This window comes from Loigolactobacillus coryniformis subsp. coryniformis KCTC 3167 = DSM 20001 (assembly GCF_002706425.1).
GTDB classification, from domain to species: domain Bacteria; phylum Bacillota; class Bacilli; order Lactobacillales; family Lactobacillaceae; genus Loigolactobacillus; species Loigolactobacillus coryniformis.
Window position 1 is genome coordinate 2,615,567 of sequence record NZ_CP017713.1, and the last position, 24,715, is coordinate 2,640,281.

The window sequence follows — 24,715 nt, forward strand, 5'->3', positions numbered from 1 at the left end:
ATAACTAATTAATAACTCATTTATTTTTAATCTTTTGTGGGCGATTTCTAGGAGGTTTAGCGATGACGACTTATCAAGCAACTTTTAAATCAAGTGGAACAACTTATCATTATTACGCGATCAATGACTGGGCACAAGCGCACAACTTTGATGTGGCGCGCTTACCCTACTCATTACGGGTTTTATTAGAAATGACGCTGCGCCAGCAAAAGACTGACCCAGCGCCGTTTCTAAGCTGGCCACAGGCAGATCAAGATATTGCTTTCAAGCCAGAGCGGGTGATCCTACAAGATTTTACGGGTGTTCCTGCTTTAGTCGATCTCGCCGCAATGCGCAGCCAATTAGTCACTGATGGTGGCGATCCTGATACCATTAATCCCGATGTACCCGTTGATCTGATCATTGATCACTCGGTTCAAGTTGACCGTGCTGGTGATGCAGCAGCTTTCCAGACCAACATCAAAAAAGAATTTGCTCGCAACCATGAGCGCTATCAGTTTTTAAAATGGGCACAACAAGCTTTCAAAAATCTGCGGATCGTACCGCCGGATACCGGCATTATTCATCAGATTAATCTTGAATATTTGGCCAGTGTTGTTCGTAGTACAACCCAAAATGGTGAGCACTGGGCCTTTCCTGACACCGTTGTCGGCACTGACTCGCATACAACAATGGTCAATGCCTTAGGCGTTCTTGGCTGGGGCGTTGGTGGTATCGAAGCCGAAGCCAGTATGCTAGGCGAACCTTCATACATGCAGATTCCGCAAGTCGTTGGTGTCCGCCTTAGCAATCAATTGCCGGAAGGTGCCACTGCCACTGATTTAGCGTTAACCGTAACTAAATTATTGCGCGCTCATAACGTCGTAGGTAAATTTGTCGAGTTCTACGGTCCTGGCTTAGCAGCGTTATCGATCGCTGATCGAGCAACGATCGCCAATATGGCGCCTGAATATGGTGCAACGGCTAGCTTTTTCCCAATTGATCAGCAAACGCTAAACTATCTCAAACTAACTAACCGCAGCACTGAACAAATTCAATTGATCAGCGATTATGCACACGAAAATCACCTATTCCACGACTCTACTGAACAATGCCACTACTCAGAAACTGAAAGTTTGGATCTGGCCACGATTGTACCTAGTTTGGCTGGTCCCAGCCGGCCGCAAGATCTTGTACTATTGACCGCATTGAAACAACAATTTACAGATAACCAAAAATTAGCCGTCACCGTAGCTGATCATGAGTACCAATTACAACGTGGCGACTTAGCAATCGCCGCAATCACCAGTTGTACCAATACATCAAATCCTAGCTTGCTATTGACTGCTGGTTTGATCGCACAAAAAGCTTTCGCCGCTGGTTTACAAGTGCCAGCATACGTTAAAACATCCTTTGCCCCAGGTTCAAAAGTCGTAACTGCCTATCTCGCTGCGGCAGGTTTACAATCGGCGTTGGACCAGCTTGGCTTTAATTTAGTCGGCTATGGTTGCACCACTTGTATCGGTAATTCCGGCCAACTAAAACCAGAAATGCAACAAGCAGTAGCTGCCGCTAATTTCCCGATTGCTGCCATTGAATCTGGTAACCGTAACTTTTCTGGTCGGGTTAATCCGCTAGTCAAAGATACTTACCTTGCTTCGCCGCCATTGATCGTTGCCTACGCTCTAGCCGGTACTTTACGCATTGATCTAGCCACCGAACCGCTAGGCCATGATCGTGCTGGTGATCCGATTTTTCTAAAAGATCTATGGCCGGCAGCTAGTGAAGTGGATGCCTTGATCCAGCAAACAGTCACCGCTGATACGTTTAAGCGCGAGTACGCTTCATTATTGACCGCTAACAAGACTTGGAATGCGTTAGCCGCACCGACTGGTAGTAGCTATGCTTGGCAAGACGACTCAACTTACATTGCGCTACCGCCGTTCTTCCAAAAACTAACCCGACACACTGGATTGCCGTATTTAACCAACTTACGAACACTGGCTAAATTTGGTGATTCGATCACGACTGATCATATTTCGCCGGCTGGCTTTATTGGTCAAAACACCCCTGCAGGGCAATATTTGCAAGCTCAAAATGTTGCCCCGACAGACTTTAATTCCTACGGTTCGCGTCGCGGCAACCATCACGTGATGATGCGCGGCACACTAGCCAACATCCGAATCCAAAATCAGCTCACACCAGAAAAAGAAGGCGGTTATACGCGCTACTGGCCAACTGACGAAATCTTACCAATTTTTGATGCTGCCACTAAATATCAGGCCGACGGTACTGGCTTAGTGATTCTAGCCGGTAAGGATTACGGCATGGGGTCATCCCGCGATTGGGCCGCTAAAGGGGTCAAACTCCTAGGTGTCAAAGTAGTGATTGCTGAAAGTTTTGAACGAATCCACCGGGCCAATTTGGTCATGATGGGCGTTTTACCTTTACAGTTTGTAGCCGGCGAAAACGCCACTAGTCTTGGTCTTAGCGGTGCTGAATCATTTGCCATCAGTTTCACCGACCACACGGCCCACGTTACTGCAACCGCTGCGACCGGCAAACAAACCAAATTTACCGCTAAATTACGTTTCGATACCCCCACTGATATGACTTACTACGAAAATGATGGTATTTTACCACTAGTTTTGCGGCGAAAAGCAGATTTGGCTTAAAATCTGTTCTACAAAATTCAACGTAGCAATAATTTCTAAACACGACCTAAGCAATGTAAAAGGAGGTTCCACATGGATTTACCTAAAGGTTTAGCTGGCGTCGTCATCGCTGACACCGCTATTAGTTCCACGAAAAACGATATGTTGACTTATGCTGGGTACCCGATCACCGAACTGATCGCCAACAACGTCCCCTATGAGGCAGTTGTTTTCTTACTCTGGCATCAGCGCTTACCGACCAACGCTGAATTAAAGAATTTTCGGGCCGCTCTTTTCGCCGAAATGGAGTTGGCCCCTGACTTCCTAGACACATTGAAAAAAATTAGCAAGATTCAGCGACATCCGATGAGTTTGTTGCGCACCAGCGTTTCTTTCCTCGGTTCAACTGAATCTAAGGCAGAAAGTAACGCCACCGCGATCCAAGCTAAAATGTTGATGATCGTCGCCATGATCGTGCGGCTGCGTGCCGGAAAAAAGCCCTTAAAAGCGCGGCGCAAACTAGACTTTGCTGGTAACTTCGTTTACTTGCTTACCGGCAAAGTACCTAGTGCAGCAGAAAACGATCTGTTTAACAAAGTGTTGCTCCTGCACGCTGATCATGAATTCAACGCCTCTACCTTTACCGCGCGGGTTGCCGCGTCAACTAATGCTGATGAATATTCCTGCCTAACTGCCGCAATCTGTGCGTTAAAAGGGCCGCTGCACGGTGGTGCTAATGAACAAGTTTACTTATTACTGGACGGTATTCGTTCTAGCGGGCAAACAGTCGCGGAATACTTGGGTAGCCGATTAGCCAATCACGAGAAAATCATGGGCTTCGGTCATCGTATTTACAAGCATGGTGATCCGCGAGCTTTTTACTTACACGACTATGCCAAAATAATGGCACAACATTACGATCAAATGGCGCTATTCAATTTAGCTGAAGCAGTAGCTGCCTACATGTGGCAAACCAAGCAGTTGAAACCCAACGTTGATTTCTATGCGGCGATCATCTACCATTGCCTCGGTGTGCCCCACGATATTTTCACACCGATTTTTGCGGTCAGCCGTACCGCTGGTTGGCTGGCACACATTCGTGAGCAAAAAGCCGCTAGTTACCTGATTCGGCCTAGCTCACATTACACCGGTGTTTATGATAAAAAAGTGCCTAGCGAGCTGCAATTAAGTGATTTAACACCGCGGCCATTTAAACAAGAAGGAGGTGCCGCACTATGAGCGTAATTACCAAGAAAAATGGCAAGTTGCATGTTCCAGCGCAACCAACGATTCCATTTATCGCTGGTGACGGTATCGGCCCAGAAATTTGGGCGGCGGCGCAACCCTTATTTGATGCTGCCGTCACTGCGGTTTATGGTGATACCAAAGCAGTGCAGTGGCTGCCACTACTAGCCGGCGAAGCAGCCTTTAAAGCAACTGGCGAATGGCTACCACAAGCAACATTAGATGCCTTAAAAACTAATTTAGTCGCGATCAAAGGACCACTGACTACGCCAATTGGTGGCGGTCACCGCTCCTTAAATGTGACCCTACGCCAAAAATTTGACCTATATGCTTGTTTCCGGCCGATTCATTATTTTGCTGGGACGCCTTCCCCACTAAAACAACCAGAAAAAACTGAAATGGTGGTTTTTCGTGAAAACACGGAAGATATTTATGCTGGGATCGAGTACGCTCCTGGTGCAGCTAGCGCCCCCTTACGGCAGTTATTAGCTACGGACCAACAACTTAACAAGGTGCGTTTTCCTGAAGAAAGTGCCTTTGCCCTTAAGCCAATCTCAAAAAGTGGCAGTCAACGGCTGGTCAAAAGCGCCATCGATTATGCCTTAGCCAATCATTTACCGTCTGTCACCTTAGTACACAAAGGTAACATCATGAAACTGACTGAAGGTGGCTTCAAGAAATGGGGCTACGAAATTGCTGCCCAAGATTATGCCGACCAAATTTTTACTTGGGAAACCTATCGCCAATTGGCTAAAACTGATCAGTCCGCTGCTGATGCCGCTTATCAGGCTGCGCAGCAAGCCGGTAAATTGATCATTAAAGACGTGATCACGGATAACTTTTTCCAACAGGCGTTGTTGGCACCGGAACAATTTTCCGTCATCGCTACACCAAATCTTAACGGCGATTATATTTCCGACGCACTAGCAGCCCAAGTTGGTGGCATCGGGATCGCACCAGGTGCGAACATTAATTACGTCACCGGCGCCGCAATTTTTGAAGCCACCCATGGCACCGCGCCACAGTTTGCCGGCCAAAATAAATTGAATCCCACTTCGATCATTTTATCTGGTGCTTTGTTATTTGATTACATCGGCTGGCCAGAAGTTGCCGCCAAAATTCGTCAAGCCGTTGCCACCGCCATTCAAAACAAACAAGTGACTTGGGATTTTGCTACCAAAATTCCTGGCGCAACACAACTTAGCACCAGCGACTTTGGCCAATATTTGATCGCGCAACTATAATTTGTGCATAACTTCAGCCACCAAACGAAAAGGTGAACCTCGACATTAACGAGGTTCACCTTTTTTAGCGTAATATTTGGCTAATTTGTTCAATATCGCCAGGTGTTGTCCGACAACAGCCGCCAATCAATTGGGCACCAGTTGCTTGCCATTTAGGTACTAGTTCACTAAATTGAGGCGTGTTTTTCTGCATATGCCACGTTTTATCACTGGGGTCGTACTCCTCACCAGAATTAGGATAAACTAATAATGGCTTATCCGTCAGTGGCTGTAGAGTCTGTAACGCAGCCGTTACGTTGGTCAACGCTGTACAATTCACGCCTAGGGCGACAACTTGCGGCTGCTGGTTCAGGTAAGTCACCACTTCAGCCAATGGTGTGCCATCACAAAGTGTTTGCGCATCCTTAATACTCAACGATACCCACGCTGTCTGCTGTGGAAATTCTTCCTGTAAAAGTGCAACGACAGCTTGGATCTCAGCAAAATTGGGCTGCGTTTCGATAGCTAAAACGTCCACGCCACTGGCTACCAACTGAGCAATGCGCGGGTAATGAAAAACTTGGTAAGCTTTACGATCTAGCTGATAAGCACCAGTATATTCACTCCCATCCGCTAAATAAGCCCCATATGGACCAACGCTACCGGCAACATAGAGGTCACGAGCATTATCACTAGCTACCAAATAATCGGTGCGTGCTTGTTGCGCCACTTGGACAGCTTTAGCGATCAAGGCCTTACTAGCCGCAGCGGTCAAGCCAATTTTTTCAAAAGCAGGGACGTTGGCTTGATAGGTATTAGTGATCGCGACATCGGCGCCGGCCGCAAAATAACTATAATGCACGGCATAAACTGCGTTAGGATCAGTCAACAACGCTCGTGCTGACCATAACTCACTATTCGTGTCGACACCACGTTTTTCTAATTCAGTTGCCATTGCGCCATCTAAAATCAGTGGTTGTTTGACTGCTTGGCGAAAATTCATTACGTCCACTTCCTCCATAATTAGGTCGTTTATTCAGCGCTAATTCCGCAAGAAATATAGCTTTTTAGTTAAAAAAATGCTATGTTAAATCTATTAAACTTTTCTCATCATATTCTAATTGCATTTAAATATCAATCCTTGGAGGCTTTTTTTATGGCAAACGCAACGCTGAAACGTAAAATGGAAGCGCGCCATTTACTAATGATTTCACTAGGCGGTGTTATTGGCACTGGCTTATTTCTTAGCTCTGGCTACACGATTCATCAAGCAGGTCCAATCGGGACGATTCTCGCCTATGCATTAGGCGCCGTTTTAGTTTATCTCGTCATGTTATGTTTAGGTGAATTAGCCGTCGCCATGCCATTTACCGGCTCATTTCATGTTTACGCGACTAAATATATCGGTCCCGGAACTGGCTTTACCGTTGCCCTACTTTATTGGTTGACCTGGACCGTTGCCCTAGGCTCGGAATTCACCGCCGCTGGCTTGATCATGCAAAAATGGTTCCCGCACACGCCAACTTGGTTGTGGAGCGCCTTATTTATGATCGCTATTTTTATTGCCAACGCATTATCAGTCCGTTTCTTTGCTGAAACCGAGTTTTGGTTTTCTAGCATTAAAGTGATCGCCATCATTGCTTTTATTGTTCTCGGCGGCGCAGCAATCATTGGTCTACTCCCTATTTCCGGTTATCACCATGCACCCGGTCTACATAATTTAGTTGCTGGCGGTATTTTTCCTAACGGGATCAAGGCTGTGTTCACCACAATGCTGACGGTTAATTTTGCTTTTTCTGGCACCGAATTGATTGGCGTGACCGCGGGCGAAACTAAAGATCCCGGCAAAAATATTCCTAAGGCGATCCACACCACCTTATTGCGTTTGTGTTTATTTTTCATTGGTAGTATCGTCGTGATGGCCGCGTTGATTCCTTACCAAAAAGCTGGCGTCAGCCAAAGCCCGTTTGTCCTGGTTTTCCGTCAAATCGGTTTACCTTTTGCAGGTGACTTAATGAATTTTGTTGTGCTGACGGCAATCTTGTCCGCCGCCAATTCCGGCCTATATGCTTCGACGCGGATGCTGTGGTCGCTGGCTAATGAAAAAATGATTCCCGCTCGTGTCGCCAAAACAACTAAAAGTGGTATCCCGCTGCTGGCTTTAAGCTTAAGTATGCTCGGCGGTATTTTGGCGTTACTATCTAGTGTTGTCGCCGCTGAAACGGTCTACTTAGTGTTGGTTTCAATCTCCGGCTTGGCTGTAGTAATTGTCTGGATGGCGATTGCACTATCCCAATTAAATTTCCGCAAACAATTTCTGGCGGAAGGCCACCAACTTAGTGAATTGACCTTCCGTACTCCAGGCTATCCTTGGATACCGCTAGCCGCTTTTATTCTAAGCTTTTTGTCGTGTGTACTGATCATTTTTGACCCGACCCAACGGCCAGCATTATTTTATATGGTACCCTTTATCATCGCCTGCTACGTGATATATTACGTCAAAGAAGCAATCAAAAAGCGGCGCACCCAAACTAATCCTGCGCCAACGCAGAAAAGTTAGTGTATGATAACAGTATTAAGAACATGGAGGTGCGGTATATGCAACAATTACAATTTGCCGCTGGTACAACCAGCGAATCAAGTGACCATTCACGCTTACAAGATGATTTTTATAACGCGATCAACGCGGATTGGTTGAAAACGGCCAAGATTCCAGCCGACCGTCCCGCTACTGGTGGCTTTCAAGATCTAGTTGAAAATATTGAAAAAACCTTAATGGCAGACTTTGCAGCAATGCAAAAGCAATCGCCTAGCAGCCCACTGATCGGTGAATTTCTAAAGTATTATGCGTTAGCCGCTGATTTTGAACAGCGTGATGCCCAAGCCGCTGCACCATTACAACCTTATTTACGGCGGATCGCTAAATATGATAATCTAGCCGACTGGCAAGCTGATCTCAAAGATTGGCTTTTAGACGGTTTACCAGTTCCATTTGATTTAGACGTGGACGCTGACATGAAGAACACCAAAATCAACGCCTTATTTGCCAGTGCACCGAGCCTATTTTTACCCGATAAAACTTACTACGCAGCTGATAATCCTAGTGGCCCACAATTATTACAAGTTTTTCAACAAATGATGCAACAATTGCTGGAAATGGCTGGCTACAGCACCGCCGATACGCAATTGATCTTAGAACAAGCCATCGCGTTCGATAAAAGCTTAGCCCCACATGTGAAAAGCGCTGAAGAGTCAGCCGACTACAGTAAAATGTATAACCCGCAGACTTTCACTGAATTCACAGCCCACAGCAGCAATATCGACTTTAGCCGTCTAATTCCAGAATTAATTGGTGCGCAACCGGAAAAAATCATCGTCACTCAACCTAAATTTTTTACGGCCTTTGACGAGATCGTCACAACAGAGAACTTTAGCCTACTGAAAAGCTGGTTGATCGTCAACACAGTACGCAGTATGAGTGGCTATTTAAGTAATGATTTCCGTGAAATCGGCGGTATTTACGGGCGGGCACTTTCCGGTAGTAAAGAAGCGATGAAACCGCAAAAGAGTGCCTATTATTTGGCCGCCGGACAATTTGACCAAGTCGTTGGTGATTACTATGGTCGCAAGTACTTCGGTGAAGCCGCCAAGGCCGACGTTCATAAAATGGTCGTTAAAATGATCGGCGTTTATAAAAAACGGCTGGAAAATAATGATTGGTTATCCGCCAGCACGCGGCAAAAAGCGATCGTTAAGCTGGATAATTTAGGCATTCAAGTCGGTTATCCCGATACGATCAAGCCGTTATTCAAACAATTCACCGTCAATACTGGGGCTAGCTTATTAAGCAACGCCATGCGTTTTGCTCATATCACCATTGCGGATCGTTTCAGTAAATGGAATCAGCCAGTCGAACGAACTGAATGGGAAATGAGCGCTAATACGGTTAACGCTTATTACCATCCTTTCCGCAATATTATCGTTTTTCCAGCAGCAATTTTGCAGGCGCCATTTTATAGTTTAACGCAACCATCAAGTGCTAATTATGGTGGGATCGGTGCGGTGATCGCCCATGAAATTTCCCATGCCTTCGATAATAACGGTGCGCTTTTTGATGAATTTGGTAATTTACACAATTGGTGGACTGACGCTGACTCCGCGCACTTTAAGGAATTAGCCCAAGCAATGATCGGCGAATTCAACGGTATTCCATTTGCCGGCAGCCAAGTCAACGGCAAACTGACAGTGTCAGAAAACATTGCCGATGCTGGTGGCTTGAGTTGTGCCTTAGAAGCCGCCAAAGGTGAAACCGATGTTAATTTAACGACCTTCTTCACCAATTGGGCGACGATTTGGCGGACCAAAGCCCAGCCAGAATATCAACAATTACTGTTATCGATCGATGTTCACGCCCCTGCTAAATTACGCGCCAATGTTCAGGTGCAAAACTTCGCTGATTTTTACCGTACATTTAATGTACAGCCAGGCGATGGTATGTATTTGGCACCAGAAAAACGTGTCAGTATCTGGTAAGTATGTTATAATCGCAGATAAGGTGCCAGACCTTACAGACCCTCGAGTCTGTGCGCGCATTTATAAGTCGCGCCGCGTTCTTTATTGAACGCCCAGCAGCCACTACCAACTACATTGGTGGCTGCTTTTTTGTTGCTCAAAAATAGCGTGTGCGCTCAGGTCCAGTAAGCGACCTAACCGCACACGCTATTTGCTTACGCCATCGAATCCCATGGCGCTAATTCAGTTGGTTTATTTTGTAACACTTGTTGTAATTCTGGGCTGAGCAAATCGCGCTTGATCACCACATGGTAAACGTAATCGTCAAACCATTGATCGCTCATCACGAAGTAACCATCTGCCCCAACTTTTTCGCCCCAACTATTTTCGACTTTCCATTTTGTTGGTTCGCCGTCTACTAAATCGACGCCGGTCAGCGTCATTGCATGCGAAACAACCGCATCCCGATATTGCAGCCGTTCTTTTTTACTTAGTTGCAAATCAGTTGCAAAAAGGGCGTCATAATTAAATAGCCGACTATCCAGCAAGCCATCGGGCCGGCTCATTTGTTGCAAAACATCATTCCCGAACCAAATCGTTTCCCCTGCCTGCAGTTGCGCAATCGTTAATGCTTTAAAAGTTGCTAGATCAACGTTCAAAAACGTCACGTGTTGTCCGCCGACCACATTATCTTCAATCGGCAAGGTATAAAGCTGATTGAAAGGCTTGTCTGGTGAATTGATCACGGTCACATAGTCGTCTAGATCACGGCTTAAATATTTAGCTGCAAAACTTTGCGGCGTCAAGTCAGTATCGCGGTGATACTTGTTAGCGTCATCGCGGTAGCTGAAATCAAAGTGTTCTACTGGCGTACCGAAGGCATAGGCGCACATCCGATAGATCACGGTCAACATTTCGGTTTTCGCGGCCGCAACATCGGCCCCAGCAGCCACTAATTGGCGTAATTTAACCGCGTCCTTGCGTAACCGTAAATTGAGTACTTGGTTGAATTCAGTCGTATTTTCGCTGGCCTGGGTTTCGGGCATAACCGATTTAGGCACGACGCCGTACTTTTTGATCAGGGCTGCGGCGTTATCCCACTGGCCACCATCACCATTGGGCGAATCTAGCAACCAAGTTACGATTCGACTATCAGCCGCTTGATCAGCGGTGGCGATAATATTTTCATAAAAGGCGTTGGCTTTCTCAAACCGATCCCAGAAAGATAAATAATTCTGCGAAAATTCGAAATCCTTCAAGTTATACTTCACTGCGACTTCGTGACGCAATGTATTCAATGTTGAAAATAGCCAACAGCGGCCACTATGTTTCTGATTAGACACTTTTCCTGTTGGTAATTCCAATGAGAAAGTACGATCTAATTGCGTTTGCACCGTAATATCTTCACTAGCAGCGTTGATACCAGTATTCATAACTGCACGCTGCACCACTTTTGCTTGTGGCTGGGCCGCTAATGTTTTTTTAAACTTAGCCTGTGCGGCTGGGGTAATTGCTTGACTCATTTGACCAACTCCTTAGATTAGTTTCCATTTTAGTCCAGATCCAAGCAAAAAGCATTGCATTTTTGCCGTAACCTGATACGATTTAGTTAAAAAACTGGGGGAATTTTTATGCCGACACATCAACAAACATTAGCTGAATTAGTCTCTGGACAAATCTACGTCGCCATCGTTGATTTTCAAATCGAACCGCAATTCGACACCGACCAATATAGTGCGCGTCAGGGTGATCGTATTGAGATCCGCGGTATTTTTCCCAACGGCGCCATGGTTTACAATTTAAATGCCGCGGCTGGTTTTTTTGTACCGCGGCGGCGGACCGGTGAACTCTTTGTGGCCGAAGCGTTACAAGCAACAATCGAGTAGGAGGTAATTGTAAGTTACCGTCCTCTCACACCACCGTACGTACGGTTCCGTATACGGCGGTTCAATAATTTAAGCACTCTGAATTTGCTGGAGCGTCTGACTCAAGTTAATGAGTCCACGACGTTCCAGCTCTTTGTTAGTTAGGGTACGGCACAGCGTTTTACTATGCGCTGTCCGCCAGTACCCTTTACGCGTGTTAGCGGATAGCTTAGCTTCATCTTTCGTAAATCCTAATCCGCTCAAGTTGTTCTCTCTAGTTTTGGCTTTCTTCCATTGTTTCCAAATGTACTGGCGAATACGTGACCGCAGCCACGCATCTAATTCCGTGATGAACCGCTTCATTCTACCCAAGCTGTAATACTGCAACCAACCGCGCATCTTTTGACGAATCTCTGCCATTATTTGGTCTTCGGATACACCACGATTACGCTTAGTCAGCCGCCTCAATGCTTGTTTAACTCGCTGCTTCGCTGACCACACCGGATAGGGAAAAGCCCTGCCTTTAGTGTGGCCCAACGTAAACCCTAAGAACTTCATTCTGTTGGTGGCGACCACTTGTGTTTTTTCCTGATTGAGCGTGAGTTTTAACTCATGCTCGAGAAAACGAGTCACACTAGCGAGGACTCGTTGGCCCGCGCGTGGACTTTTAACAAAGATATTGCAGTCATCGGCGTAACGGTCAAATTCATGACCGCGCCTAGCTAGTTCTTGGTCGAATTCGTTGAGATAAATATTCGCTAACAGTGGCGAGATCGGCCCGCCTTGCGGTGTGCCTTTCTCACTGCGTTCAAACAATTGCCCATTCATGGTGCCACTAGTCAGAAAACGGCGAATGAGCCGTAGTATCCAGCGGTCACTAATTCGCTGCTTGAGAAACTTCATAAGCATGTCATGATTAACCGTATCGAAGTAGGCCTTCAAATCCAGATCAACCACATAGTGATAACCCGCATTATCTAGCTGAACGACCTGTTGAACTGCGTCATGTGCACTGCGTTGGGGTCGAAAACCAAAACTATTATTGGCGAAGATCTGTTCATATATCGGCGAAAGGACCTGGGCCACGGCCTGCTGGACTAGCCGGTCGATCACGGTCGGAATGCCAAGCTTACGCGTTCCACCGTTGGGCTTTGGAATTGAGACTTGCTTGACTGGTGCCGGTTTATAAGTCCCATTGGCCAATTCTGCGAGTAATTCTTCGCGATGTACTTTCAGGTACGGTTTCAATTCATCAACGGTCATACCGTCAACTCCGGCCGCCCCTTTGTTCCTGACCACACGTTGATAAGCCAAATTCAGGTTGTTGCGGGCCAAAACTAATGCTTGAAACTGAGTGCCACTCATCTTTTCTCCTTCACCGGAGGCGATACTACGCGCCCCAGTTTGTCTTTGGTCTTCCAGACCTATCATCCGCTGGCGGTCAGCTTGTTCTGTTTTCTGCGATTTTCGCATCGTCTTCACTTCCAGTCGCAATATGAGTTATTATTGTTTGGTCCTTCATGGTTACCCACTACTATGACCTCGGCTGACTCCTGTACACTTAACCAGCCATTTCTGACTTGCTTTGAACTCATATTTCCTTGTCATTTGGGTATTCCCTAAGAAAATCAGGATTGTGTGTACAGGTCTCCCCGGGTAAGAACGTCAACTTTCGTACCATGTCACCGTCAGCTTTACTGTCGTAACTTCGGGTAGTATCGGACTTCAGTGTGTTTGGCCACCTTATCCAGTTACTTCCGGCCTTATAGCTGCTTCTTGTTCATCGGTGCAGTACTTTGCTCATCAGGCTGCCTTCAGTCTTCACCTCACGATAAAGGCCTTGCCTTTGGCTAGCGGTTCCGACTACTACGGCCCGCAGTGGACTTTCACCACCTAGTTGACGCCCATGCCGGGCGCACCAAAAAAAGTCGTAACCCAAATAGGTACGACTTTTTGACGTCCTATTTTAGCGACTGACAACCGTGAAACGTTGTTGCTTATGTTGCGGCTTTTCGATTTCGTCAACCAGCGCAATGGCAAAATCCGCGTAACTGATCTCACTTTTACCAGCCAAATTCGTCAGTAGCCGGTCTTGACCAATGTCGTAACTGCCGGTGCGCGGTGCGTCCGCTAAAAAGGCCGCTGACGGACTAAGGTAAGTCCACTGCACATCGGTCACCTTTTGTAAATTGATCAGTGCCTTGCCCATGTTGACTGAAGTGGGTTTCCATTCGTCTTTGAAATTAGGGGTTTCGTATAAACGCATGGTCTGTGCGTCATCGACGAATAGCGAACCAGCGCCGCCCACCACCAATAAACGTACAGCGGTACTGTGCAAAATATCAACTAAATGCTGCAGTGAGGTTTGATGTTGGTCTTCGTGCGCATTGGCTGGCCGAAAAGCATCGACTATCACATCAAAATCAGTTAGATCAGCCGTCGTTAACGCAAATAGATCCTTTGCCAGTACCGGTAACTTAAGGCGCAGCTTCTCTGGATGACGGACGATTGCTGTGACTTGATGTCCGCGTTGCACTGCTTCTTCAGCGATCAATGAACCTGCTTGGCCAGTGGCACCAATAATACCAATTTTCATAGAAAAACCTCCCATAAGCTTATTTTAATTTTTCACCACCTCTAATGTACCATGTAATCCGCAAAATCACCTGTGACTTGCTTTTAATTTACTAGCGCAACTTATTGACTAGTATTTTCAGCATAATTAGCCTATAATATAACCAAATTATCGGAGTAGGACCCAAAGCGTTAAGTGCCGCCGGAACGGAATGTGAACGATGGACGAAAAGTTGTCGTGTGGCTGACAAGGTACTCAGTTGCCTTATTTGTCGAAACACTGATCAACTTGCGGTTTTGGGTCTGCATTCGCCGCATGTCCGCGTGGCTTTTGTCCGACAATCAGTTGCAGCCAGTGGTCGTGCGGCTTTTTTTGCGTTGGCGACAGGCTTGGTTGCAATGACTATTATTTTATTGGGGGTAATTGTCATGCAACAACAGTCAAAAGCACGCCAGATCACGTTATTAGGTGTTTTGATCGCCTTACAAACAATTCTGGGCAGTATGTTTTCGCTACAATTTTTACTGACTAAGATCTCGTTTAGCTTTATCATTACCGCGATCATGGCTAGCTTATTCTCACCGTGGGTCACTGCTAGTAGTAGTGCTTTAGCTAATATATTAGGGATGCTACTTTTCCCTAGATTTACTTTCTTCCCTGGTTTTGTGCTGACCGCCTTCTTAGTGGGCTTAGTATTTGGCCTAGCTTTTCATAAGCAAAAATTAGGCTGGCGCAATATTCTAATTGCCAACTTGATCGTGACGATGGGCCTTTATCTAGGTTTGAACAGTTTATGGTTACATTTAATGTACCAAATACCGTGGCTGCCATTGTTAACTGGACGCTTGGTTCAAGAATTGATCACCTTTCCAGTGTACAGCGTGCTAGTGGTATTATTGTTTAAAGTCAGTATCGTCCGTACAACACTGCAGAAATACGCTTAAAAAATGGCGCCCGGAGATTGTCCGTGGCGCCATTTTATTATTCCAGTTTCAGTTGCTGGCCAGCAAGATCGATCGTCAGTGGTGCACCAGTCTGCAGTGTGATCGTCGTCCCCGCTTTTGTGACTTCGATATGCAGCAAGCGGCCACGGAAATTGATCTGAAATTCGTAGCCTTGCCATTGTTGCGGCACAAACGGCGCAAAATGGAGTTGACCATTACGGACCCGCATTCCGGCAAAACCTTGGACAATCGCCAGCCAACTGCCGGTCATTGAGGTAATATGCAGGCCGTCAGCGGTGTCGTTATTATAATTGTCTAAGTCAAGCCGCGCGGTGCGGGCGTACATCTCCACCGCTTTCGCTTCATAATGGAGGTCGGCAGCTAAAATTGCATGAACCGACGGCGACAAGCTGGATTCATGAACCGTGAGCGGCTCGTAAAAATCAAAATTACGCTTCTTTACTGCTGGCGAAAAATCGTCAATAAAATACCAAATTCCTTGTAAAACGTCAGCCTGTTTAATGTAAGGCGAGCGTAAGATTTTATCCCATGACCAATGCTGATTGATCGGGCGTTGCGCCGCTGGAATCGCCGTTACCGGCTGAATATCTTTGTCCAAGAAGGTATCCTGTTGGACAAAAATACCTAACTTTTTATCCTCGGGTAAGTACATACGGTCAATAATATCCTGCCAGTGCGTTTTTTCGGCAGTGGTTATCTTTAAGGTCGTGTTTTTTGCTGAACTGATTTTGGACAAACTGGCTAAGGTATATTGTAGGGTCCAACGTGCCAGCAAATTCGTATACCAGTTGTTGTTAACATTATTTTCGTATTCATTTGGTCCGGTAACGCCATGGATCATATACTGTTGCTGCCGTTGGGAAAAATGCACCCGATCCGCCCAGAAACGGGCGATACCAACAAGGACATCGATACCCTTTTCGCGTAAGTAGGTGTCATCGCCGGTGTAGCGGGTGTAATTATAAATGGCGTAGGCAATCGTGCCGTTGCGGTGGATCTCTTCGAAGGTGATCTCCCACTCGTTGTGGCTTTCAATACCATTAAAGGTCACCATCGGATACAGCGCCCCCTTGAGTCCTTGAGCTTGGGCGTTGTGGACAGCGCCTGGTAGCTGATCATAGCGGTATTCCAATAAATGTGTACTGACCTGTGGTGGGGTGATCGCCAAATATAGCGGTAAGGCAAACGCCTCGGTATCCCAGTAGGTCGCACCGCCATATTTTTCACCGGTAAATCCTTTGGGGCCAATGTTAAGCCGTTTGTCTTCGCCATAATAAGTTGAAAACAACTGAAACAAATTAAAGCGAATTCCTTGTTGCGCGGCAGGATCACCAGAGATTTTAACATCCGCCTGTTGCCAACGTGTTGCCCAAGCTTGTTGCTGTGCCGCTGCCAATTCAGCGTACGAGTATTGGGCTACTTTTCGGCTTAATTGCTGCGCGGCTGTCACTACGGCCGCTTGATCTGGGTAATCCCGCGAAGTCGTGACGATCACCCTTTTTTCAAAATCAGTGCTAGCCCCAGTTGCTAATTCACCACTAAACCGATTAACGACTTGTTTGGCCGCCGCAGTAGCTGACTGTGCGGTTAGGTGTGTCTGATTCATCATTTGCATGGCGGTGGTGTAGCGTGGTGTTGCAAAGGGATTCGGTTTCGTTTTGGCGACTAATAAGCCAGTAGTTTCGGTTTGTTGCCGCATTTTGACCTGCCAGAATTGTTCGTGGTAATTGGCATCTTGATTATAAACATCACCATTGATTGCTGAATCAATTTGTAGATCGACCTTAGTTGTACCGAGATTACGAAACTCATAGCGGAGTACAAATAATTCTTTTTGCGCGATACTGACAAAGCGGGTCACACTAACTTGTACCTGCGCCTCCCCCTTAGTCACTGTAAATTGCCGTGTTAACTGACCACGCTGCATGTCTAAATCTAACGTGAAGTCACTAATTTGATCCTGCGCCAGATCCACCTTTTCCCCATTCAACCAAAAATTCACTTGGGCAAAGTTGACGGCATTGATCACCTTACCAAAATACTCCGGATAACCATTTTTCCACCAGCCGACCACCGTCCGATCGGGAAACCACACGCCGCCGATGTAGATACCAGCGTGGGTCGTACCAGAATAATCCTCGGCAAACATCCCACGCATTCCCATGTATCCGTTGCCGATACTGGTCAAACTTTCTTGAAGTAATTTAGTTTTATCATCTAACTGATGACTGATCAGGTGCCACGGATCAATCTCAAAAATACGTTGCATTTTGCACCTCCTATGCCACTTTTAAGGAAGTTATTAGCCAAAAACGCTAATAACCTCTGATGTTCCAGACGGTGCGACTTGGACTTGCCGGACTTCGGCTCAGTCCAATCGACATCGGCAGGTTCGTACTGTTTGGCCAATATGTTCCTTAAATAATATTTACCAAAAGCGTTGATAAGAATGAGCGCCAGTAACCATTCTTGTGGCCAAATCTTAATGAGCGTAGTTGCACAGTCCGCAACTACGTTTCCTCAACTCAACCCGTTGCGGGCACCACAAGCAACATGGCCCTATGCCACAATTAAGGCATCCATGCTTATAACAACAGCCTATTTTAATTCAGCAATCAATGCTTCATACGGTTGTAGTGGGGCCGCCAGTGTCTGTCGCGCTGGATAATTTTGCACCAATAATTGACCACATTGTTGTTTTCCCAACGCCTGTTGCAGTGCGGTCGTGGCTGCGTTGGCACTACTTAAATTGGCCACGATCAGCCAGCTATGGTCGTGATAGGTGCGGGTGTAAGCAAACAGTTGCGGGTCCGTAGCTAGCAACAATTGATATTTACCGGCGGTGACCCATTCAGCGTTATGCCGTAATTGGATCAGTTGCTGATAATAAGCAAAAATTGATTGCGTTTGCTGCCGGTCTGTAGCCACATTGATTGTGGCGTAGTTAGCGTTCATTTTCAGCCACGGTTGGCCACTGGTAAAACCGGCATTAGCGGTTGCATCCCATTGCATTGGCGTTCGTGCGTTATCGCGACTGATTTTATGTGCTGCCGCCAACAATTCGGTGGCGGACAAGCCGGTGACTGCTGTGCCCAGCATTTTGGCAGTGTTCGTGACTTCGATATCATTGTAATCGGCCAATTCAAAATTATAGGCATTGGTCATGCCGATCTCTTCACCTTCAAAAACGTATGGTGTCCCCTGCAGTCCATGCAGCACGGTGGCAAAGGCGGTGGCACTTTGGTAGCGGTACTGCTGGTCATCACCCCAACGTGAGATCACCCGGGGCTGATCGTGATTTTCAAAATAAAGCGTGTTCCAACCGTGCTCAAATAAAATATTTTGCCACTCACTAAGCGAGTGCTTTAATTTCACCAAATCAAAAGGTAGTGGATGGAATTTTTCGGGAAATGGTGCGTTATGATCATGATCGATGTCCATGTGGTCAAACGTGAACACCATGTTCAATTCACGGCGCGTGTGATCGACAAATTGACGCGCGTTATGTGCCGTACTCCCTGGTGCTTCACCAACACTCATCATGGCAAATGGCGTCAATACTTCTTGATTCATTTCTTGCAAAAATTCATGCAGCCGGGGACCATTCGCGTGTAATGCGCCAACTACGAATGATTCGTTATTCGGTGTCGGGTAGTCGGGAAAATCAGTAAATTTGGAGATTCCCGAAATCACATCCATTCGCCAACCGTCGACACCGTGCGCCTTCCAAAAACGCATTAGGTCATAAACTGCCTCACGCACCAAGGGGTTTTCCCAGTTTAGGTCGGGTTGTTCCTTGGCGAAATAGTGTAAATAATATTGTTTACGCATTGGTTCGTATTCCCAAGCTGAACCACCAAAATACGAGCCCCAATTGCTGGGTGCACTGCCGTCAGGACGGGGATCACGCCAAATATAAAAGTCGCTGAAATAATTATTCCGTGATTGGCGGCTTTGTTGGAACCACACGTGTTGGTCCGAGGTGTGATTGGCAACCAAATCCATGATCACTTTAATGTTGCGGGTATGGGCTTCGGTGATCAAACGATAGAGGTCTTCATTGGTGCCAAACCGCGGATCGATCACGCGATAATTGCTGATATCATAACCGCTATCGACTTGCGGTGAAGCATAGATCGGACAGATCCACAGCGCATCCACACCCAATGCTTTCAGGTAATCTAGCTTGGCAGTGATGCCCGGTAGATCGCCGATACCATCACCATTGCTGTCATTGAAACTTTTCGGATAAATTTGATAAATAACTGCTTTTTGCCACCATTCTGAGGTTGCCACAATTTTGCCTCCTTTGAAAAAGCGTTTTTCAATATAATACGAGCTTAAACGTGCAAAAAAGGCAGATTATTCCACGTAACAACGCTTCCATAATCTGAGCGCCTTTTTTTGACACGCTTATAAAATCGTTAAGTCAGTGTCGTTATCGAAATAGTGTGCTTTGCTCATTTCAAAGGCTAACTTAATGTCATCACCAGGTTTGTGGTAATCGCGGGCATCGACTTGAGCAATAAAATCGATATTGCCAGTCCGTAAATACAGCATTGAATCCGCACCTAGTAATTCAGAAACTTGTACGTTAGCATCGATCACAGCCTCAGGAAACGTGTCCAAGGCGACTTGCTCGGCGTGAATGTCTTCCGGCCGAATACCCAGTGTCAGTGCCTTATCGTTATACCCTTTGTCGTTTAAGACTTTTAGTTGCCCTTCCGGAATGACAACAGCCAGGCCACTATCGTTAACAAATTGATTGCCACTGATTTTGCCGTCAAAAAAGTTCATCGCTGGTGAGCCGATAAAGCCAGCCACAAATTTGTTTTTGGGTTCATTGTACAATTCAAATGGCGTCCCGATTTGTTGAACTTTACCAGTGTCCATGATCACGATTCGATCGGCCATGGTCATCGCCTCGATCTGATCATGGGTCACATAGATCATGTTGGTACCCAACCGCTGATGTAATTTAGCGATCTCGGTCCGCATGTTGACCCGTAATTTGGCGTCTAAATTGGACAACGGTTCGTCCAAGAGGAACAAATTGGCATCGCGAACGATCGCCCGCCCTAACGCGACTCGCTGCCGCTGGCCACCAGATAAAGCAGCTGGTTTCCGTTGTAGAAAATCAGATAAGCCAAGAATCGCCGCCGCTTCATCCACGCGCCGTTTGGTATCGGCTTTATCATTTTTACGAATATTCAAGCCAAACGCCATATTATCGAACACCGTCATGTGCGGATATAAGGCATAGTTTTGGAAGACCATCGCAATATCGCGATCCTTCGGTGCCACGTCGTTCATGACTTTATCGTTCATTTTGAAGTCGCCTTTAGTGATCTCTTCCAAACCCGCGATCATGCGTAGAATGGTTGATTTGCCACAGCCTGATGGCCCAACGAAGAAAATGAACTCGCCATCTTTAGCTTGTAAATTAAAATCACTGACCGAGTAATTATCGTTACCGGCGTATTTTTTATATATGTGTTCCAGATTAACTTCGACCATTAAAAACACCCTTTCTACTTCACAATTAAGGACAAGTTGGTTAGCAAAGTCCGCTAACCAACTTTTTTGATGTTACGGGCGATAACCATTCTTGTGGCTTGAATCGTGCCGCAAGAAACATGGTTCTACTTCACAATTAAGGACAAGTTGGTTAGCAAAGTCCGCTAACCAACTTTTTTGATGTTACGGGCGATAACCATTCTTGTGGCTTGAATCGTGCCGCAAGAAACATGGTTCTACTTCACAATTAAGATTGATCAGCGTGCGTTAAAATTTCATTATTTTGATCACTGCCCACGCACTTAAACTTACGCTCAGTAGGACAATGCAAAATAGTAGCGGCAACGCCAGATTGACCAGCAGTAAAGCTAACGTTAATAGCGTTGCGGCTAGTAATTTGAGCGGCTGTTGTAGTGCTTGCGCTACCGCTTGAGAACCGAGGCCGCGCAGCATGCCTAAAATGACCGCTGCGATTAAGGCAACGCCTAATATCAACAAGCTACTTTGCCAGAAAACCTGCCGTCCGCCAATTTGTTCAGCGATCAGCCACAAGCCAATCAAACCGGCAAAAACGCTATTTTGGCGCCATTGTTTCAAGCCGGCAATATAACCGTGGAGCGTTTGGCGCCAATAGTGACTGCCCCGATCATGGGCCCACTGAGCGGCGGCTTGAAAAACGCCATAAGTCGCCGGCAATACGAGCATGGCTAGCATTAAAACTAGTAATAACCAAGTGGCCAAATACACCCCGTTTAACGGCAGACTCTGTAGCAGCACCAGCATCAATAAGGCCGGCATGCTGAAGACAAACCAGACAAAATTGATACTGACCAAACTCAACAACCAATTGCCGACTAATGTTGCTTTTTGCCCGAATTTTGTTTGTAGATTAAGCACAGCGTTGTCCTCCAATCAGTTAGCTATTTGACAGCCCCATCGGTCACCCCTTTGATAATGTAACGTTGCGCAAAGAGATAGAAAATGATCACTGGTAAAATCGACAGTGCTAAGCCGGCTAATGCTAAATGCCACTGCTTGGTATATTCACCAAAGAAATTAAACATTTGTAGCGGGATCGTGTACTGGCTTTGTGGTAAAACCAGTGATGGCAACAGATAATCGTTCCAGATCGCGATAATATTTAAAATGGCGACGGTCACTGTGATCGGACTCAACATCGGAAAAATAACTTTGAAGAAGGTCTGCCATTTGCTTGCGCCTTCAATTTCGGCCGCTTCGTCCATCGCGACTGGAATTGAATTTAGCGTCCCTTGATACAGAAAGATCGACAGGCTGCATTGGAAGCCGAGGTACATGATCACCAAACCGACCATATTAAGCATGTGTACTTTACCAAACATGGCGGTCAACGGAATCATAACCGACTGAAACGGAATCAGCATTGCTGAAATAAACAACATCAGGATAAAGCCGCTTAGCTTGCTGTGATTACGTTGTAGTGCGTAAGCCCCCATCGAGGAAGCCAAAATGATCAACAAAACGCCCGCGACGGTAATAATGAACGAATTAGTCAAGGAACCGAGAAAATTAAGTGCCCGGAACGAATCACCATAATTAGCGGTGGTCAGCGGCGCCGGTAATTTCAAAACCGATGCGAAGATGCCTTTTGGCGTTTTAAACGAATTAACAATGATCAGGTAGAAGGGGAATAACCAAATTAAACCAATCAATAGACCGAATATCCCGAGCAACCATTTGCTTGTTTTATGCATTAGAGTTTCACCTCGCGTTTCCGGTTATAATACACTTGCAATAACGAAATCGCCGCGACGATCAGGAAGAAAATGATCGATTTGGCCTCTGCTAACGCGAAATTACCTGCGTTATAAGCGGTATTAACAATATCCAGCGCCAACATTTGCGTGGATTTATACGGGCCACCATTGGTCAAGGACAAGTTTTGATCGTAAATTTTAAAGCCATTGGAAAGCGTCAAAAACATACAGACGGTGAACGCCGGTGCGATCATTGGAAAGGTGATCTTGGTAAATCGCTGCCACGCCGAAGCACCATCCATTTCCGCAGCTTCGATCACTTCCTGTGGAATGTTTTGCAAATAAGCGATGTAAATGATCATGATGTAGCCACTCATTTGCCAAACGGTGACGATAACTAAGCCCCAAAAGCCGGTGGTCTCGTTGGTCAACCAATTTTGTAACCACGATAAATGGAGCGCGTTGCCTAAGGCGGTGAAGGCTTGAGTGAAAATGAATTGCCAGATAAATCCTAAAATCAAGCCACCGATCATATTGGGCATAAAGAAGATCGTCCGTAGAAAATTACTGGTTTTAAGTTTTTGGGTAACTAGCAACGCCAAACTCAAGCCAATCGCATTTAATAAAATGACTGTAGTGATCACGAATTTGACCGTGAACCAAAAAGCGTTAATAAAATCATGGTCTTGAAACAATGATAGGTAGTTTTTAAACCCAACCATTTCGGTAAACGCGATCCCATCCCAATTCGTAAATGAATAAAATAGGCCCATGATCACCGGAATGATCACAACTAAGCTTAGCGCGACCAACGTTGGTGTTAGAAACAGCCAAAATGAGAGACTGCGATTTTTCATATTTAACGATCCCCCTTAACTTGCTGAAATAAAAAGTGTCGGTAAATGCCGTTTGCTGCTCACACAAACGTGAGGTGCTCGCCATTGACCGACACTTATACATAATTTCAAAAATTAGATACGCACATTGCTTTACTGATCAGCTTGCTGTTTCTTCCAGCCAGCTGTTGAATTTTTAACGGTTGTATCCCAACTTTGCTTGCCGGATAAGTACTTCGCTAAGTTTGGTTGGAAGACATCTGGATCCCATGACGTCCCAGTGTAAGCGTTGAAGGCCCAACCGAAAGTCTTGTTGGCTTTCTTGTAGTCAAAAGCAGCTTGTGACAACGGATCAGCCATTTTAGCATCGGCAAAACCTTTATATGCCGGGATAAATTGCAACTTGTTCACCACGTCTTTTTTACCGGCTTTAGACGTATATAACCAGTTCAAGAAATCTTTAGCTGCTTTTTGTTCTGCTTTATCGGACTTGCTATTGATCGCCCAATAATTTGGTACCCCAACTGGCATTTTGCCTTCTTGGCCCTTAACTGGGATCGGGAACATGCCAACATTATTCTTCAAGAAATCACTATCGATCTGTTTGATCGTTGGCGCGATCCAGTCACCTTGTTGGATCATGGCCACTTTACCTTGTGAGAATAATTGATTGACTTGGGTTGAGTAATCCATTTGCAAAACAGGTTGTGCAGAATATTGCTTTTGCAGGTCGATCATTTGCTTCATTTCTTGATTGGCGGTGAATTTCATCGTCTTGGAATTGTACATCTTTTTGGCGCTATAGTTGTATTCTTGACCTAAGTAAAGGTTGGCTAAATGATCAGATAACGTCCAAGTTTCCTTGCCTGGCAAGGCAAAAACACCCTTCAAACCAAGTTCGTCCTTCATACCATTGATTTTTTCGACGGCGGCGTTCAACTTGTCATAGGTGGTCAATGTTGTCGGGTCAATACCAGCTTTAGCGAAGACTTCCTTGTTATAAACAAAGCCATAACCTTCCAAGTTAAATGGTAAGCCCACGACTTTACTGCCAGATTTAACCGTATCTAACGTGCCCGGTAAGGCATTTTTAACAGCTTTCATATCGGATAAGTCAAGTTCATGTGCTTTAAACATTTCCACATCCGCTGGTCCCGCTAAACTAAAAATCGTTGGCGCGTTACCCGAAGAGATCCGCGTCTTCAAAACAGGATCATATTGCGTACCCCCACCAATTGAAGTCACTGAAATGGTGACGTTCGGATGCGTCTTATGGTATTGCTTAGCAATTTGCTTAAATTCTTTGTTCGCTTCGACTTTCCCTTGCAAAATTGAGATCTTCACGTTTTTGTCTTGCGCACTACTATTCCCGCATGCACCTAGAGTTAACGCTAGACCTGCTGCCATTGTCGCAATTCCGATCCGTTTCCACAGTTTACTGTGCATTAGAAATTACCTCCCAAAATTAATTACCAGCTGCGTCCCAAATCTATGCAACCGGTTGCGGTTAAACTTAAAAAAATAAGCGTTAAACGACATGATCCCCCCTTTGACCTACAAGTTGGTTCGTGCAAATAAAATCACTGTGGCTAAGCCAAATAACTAATA

General features: G+C 45.9%; 18 protein-coding genes and 1 riboswitch. Of the genes, 7 read left to right on the top strand and 11 right to left on the bottom strand.

Translation table 11 applies throughout. From position 1 onward, the window contains the following. Positions 1-62: 62 nt before the first annotated feature. From acnA to icd, 3 genes are all read left to right on the top strand, one after another. Positions 63-2,654 carry an aconitate hydratase AcnA gene (gene acnA / locus LC20001_RS12710; RefSeq protein ID WP_010009167.1) on the top strand — a complete coding sequence of 864 codons (2,592 nt, stop codon included), beginning with the start codon at positions 63-65 and terminating at the stop codon, positions 2,652-2,654. Between the two features lie 72 nt (positions 2,655-2,726). Further along, a complete protein-coding gene (locus tag LC20001_RS12715; protein WP_010009168.1) occupies positions 2,727-3,872 on the top strand; it encodes a citrate/2-methylcitrate synthase in 1,146 nt (381 codons plus the stop codon). After that, the gene (gene icd / locus LC20001_RS12720) at positions 3,869-5,122 is read left to right on the top strand and encodes an NADP-dependent isocitrate dehydrogenase (RefSeq protein ID WP_010009174.1); all 1,254 of its coding nucleotides are present in this window, start codon (positions 3,869-3,871) and stop codon (positions 5,120-5,122) included. Before LC20001_RS12715 ends, icd begins: the two co-directional genes overlap by 4 nt. 64 nt (positions 5,123-5,186) lie before the next feature. Here the strand turns inward: icd and mmuM are convergent, their stop codons facing one another. Next, the gene (mmuM, locus tag LC20001_RS12725) at positions 5,187-6,104 is read right to left on the bottom strand and encodes a homocysteine S-methyltransferase (RefSeq protein ID WP_010009175.1); all 918 of its coding nucleotides are present in this window, start codon (positions 6,102-6,104) and stop codon (positions 5,187-5,189) included. A 153-nt stretch (positions 6,105-6,257) separates the two neighbouring features. Here mmuM and LC20001_RS12730 point away from each other — a divergent pair, with 153 nt between their 5' ends. Together LC20001_RS12730 and LC20001_RS12735 are read left to right on the top strand one after the other, a co-directional pair. Then, a complete protein-coding gene (locus LC20001_RS12730; RefSeq protein WP_010009176.1) occupies positions 6,258-7,661 on the top strand; it encodes an amino acid permease in 1,404 nt (467 codons plus the stop codon). Positions 7,662-7,699: 38 nt separating this feature from the next. Further along, positions 7,700-9,634: a M13 family metallopeptidase gene (locus LC20001_RS12735; protein WP_010009178.1), complete on the top strand. Its 1,935-nt coding sequence runs from the start codon at positions 7,700-7,702 to the stop codon at positions 9,632-9,634. Positions 9,635-9,828: 194 nt separating this feature from the next. On the opposite strand, the gene LC20001_RS12740 is transcribed toward LC20001_RS12735, so the two are convergent. Beyond that, positions 9,829-11,136, bottom strand: coding sequence for a C1 family peptidase (locus LC20001_RS12740; RefSeq protein ID WP_010009179.1), 1,308 nt, complete (start codon positions 11,134-11,136; stop codon positions 9,829-9,831). A 108-nt stretch (positions 11,137-11,244) separates the two neighbouring features. On the opposite strand from LC20001_RS12740, the gene LC20001_RS12745 reads away from it, so the two are divergent. Next, positions 11,245-11,499 (top strand): hypothetical protein, encoded by a 255-nt coding sequence (locus tag LC20001_RS12745; protein ID WP_056943315.1) that lies wholly within the window; start codon positions 11,245-11,247, stop codon positions 11,497-11,499. A 69-nt stretch (positions 11,500-11,568) separates the two neighbouring features. Here LC20001_RS12745 and ltrA read toward each other — a convergent pair whose 3' ends face one another. Both ltrA and LC20001_RS12755 read right to left on the bottom strand, forming a co-directional pair. Further along, complete coding sequence (gene ltrA / locus LC20001_RS12750; protein ID WP_099267138.1) at positions 11,569-12,951, bottom strand: group II intron reverse transcriptase/maturase; 1,383 nt, start codon at positions 12,949-12,951, stop codon at positions 11,569-11,571. A gap of 493 nt (positions 12,952-13,444) precedes the next feature. After that, on the bottom strand, positions 13,445-14,074 hold the full coding sequence (locus LC20001_RS12755) for an NAD(P)-dependent oxidoreductase (RefSeq protein WP_010009182.1): 630 nt from the start codon (positions 14,072-14,074) through the stop codon (positions 13,445-13,447). A 149-nt stretch (positions 14,075-14,223) separates the two neighbouring features. Further along, a riboswitch (THF riboswitch) is annotated at positions 14,224-14,369 on the top strand. A gap of 112 nt (positions 14,370-14,481) precedes the next feature. On the opposite strand from LC20001_RS12755, the gene LC20001_RS12760 reads away from it, so the two are divergent. Next, positions 14,482-14,997 (top strand): folate family ECF transporter S component, encoded by a 516-nt coding sequence (locus LC20001_RS12760; RefSeq protein WP_029507703.1) that lies wholly within the window; start codon positions 14,482-14,484, stop codon positions 14,995-14,997. 37 nt (positions 14,998-15,034) lie between these two features. Here LC20001_RS12760 and LC20001_RS12765 read toward each other — a convergent pair whose 3' ends face one another. The 7 genes from LC20001_RS12765 to LC20001_RS12795 form a co-directional block, all read right to left on the bottom strand. Then, complete coding sequence (locus LC20001_RS12765; RefSeq protein WP_010009185.1) at positions 15,035-17,287, bottom strand: glycoside hydrolase family 65 protein; 2,253 nt, start codon at positions 17,285-17,287, stop codon at positions 15,035-15,037. A 329-nt stretch (positions 17,288-17,616) separates the two neighbouring features. Continuing rightward, on the bottom strand, positions 17,617-19,314 hold the full coding sequence (locus LC20001_RS12770; protein WP_010009190.1) for a glycoside hydrolase family 13 protein: 1,698 nt from the start codon (positions 19,312-19,314) through the stop codon (positions 17,617-17,619). Between the two features lie 117 nt (positions 19,315-19,431). Beyond that, positions 19,432-20,535 carry an ABC transporter ATP-binding protein gene (locus LC20001_RS12775; protein ID WP_010009192.1) on the bottom strand — a complete coding sequence of 368 codons (1,104 nt, stop codon included), beginning with the start codon at positions 20,533-20,535 and terminating at the stop codon, positions 19,432-19,434. 267 nt (positions 20,536-20,802) lie between these two features. Further along, positions 20,803-21,432, bottom strand: a complete 630-nt coding sequence (locus LC20001_RS12780) for a hypothetical protein (RefSeq protein WP_010009194.1) — start codon at positions 21,430-21,432, stop codon at positions 20,803-20,805. Positions 21,433-21,455: 23 nt separating this feature from the next. Beyond that, on the bottom strand, positions 21,456-22,268 hold the full coding sequence (locus LC20001_RS12785; RefSeq protein WP_003678689.1) for a carbohydrate ABC transporter permease: 813 nt from the start codon (positions 22,266-22,268) through the stop codon (positions 21,456-21,458). After that, positions 22,268-23,128, bottom strand: coding sequence for a carbohydrate ABC transporter permease (locus tag LC20001_RS12790; RefSeq protein WP_010009197.1), 861 nt, complete (start codon positions 23,126-23,128; stop codon positions 22,268-22,270). The genes LC20001_RS12785 and LC20001_RS12790 overlap by 1 nt, the downstream gene beginning before the upstream one ends. Positions 23,129-23,260: 132 nt before the next feature. Next, positions 23,261-24,553 (bottom strand): ABC transporter substrate-binding protein, encoded by a 1,293-nt coding sequence (locus tag LC20001_RS12795; protein WP_010009199.1) that lies wholly within the window; start codon positions 24,551-24,553, stop codon positions 23,261-23,263. Positions 24,554-24,715 lie beyond the last annotated feature (162 nt).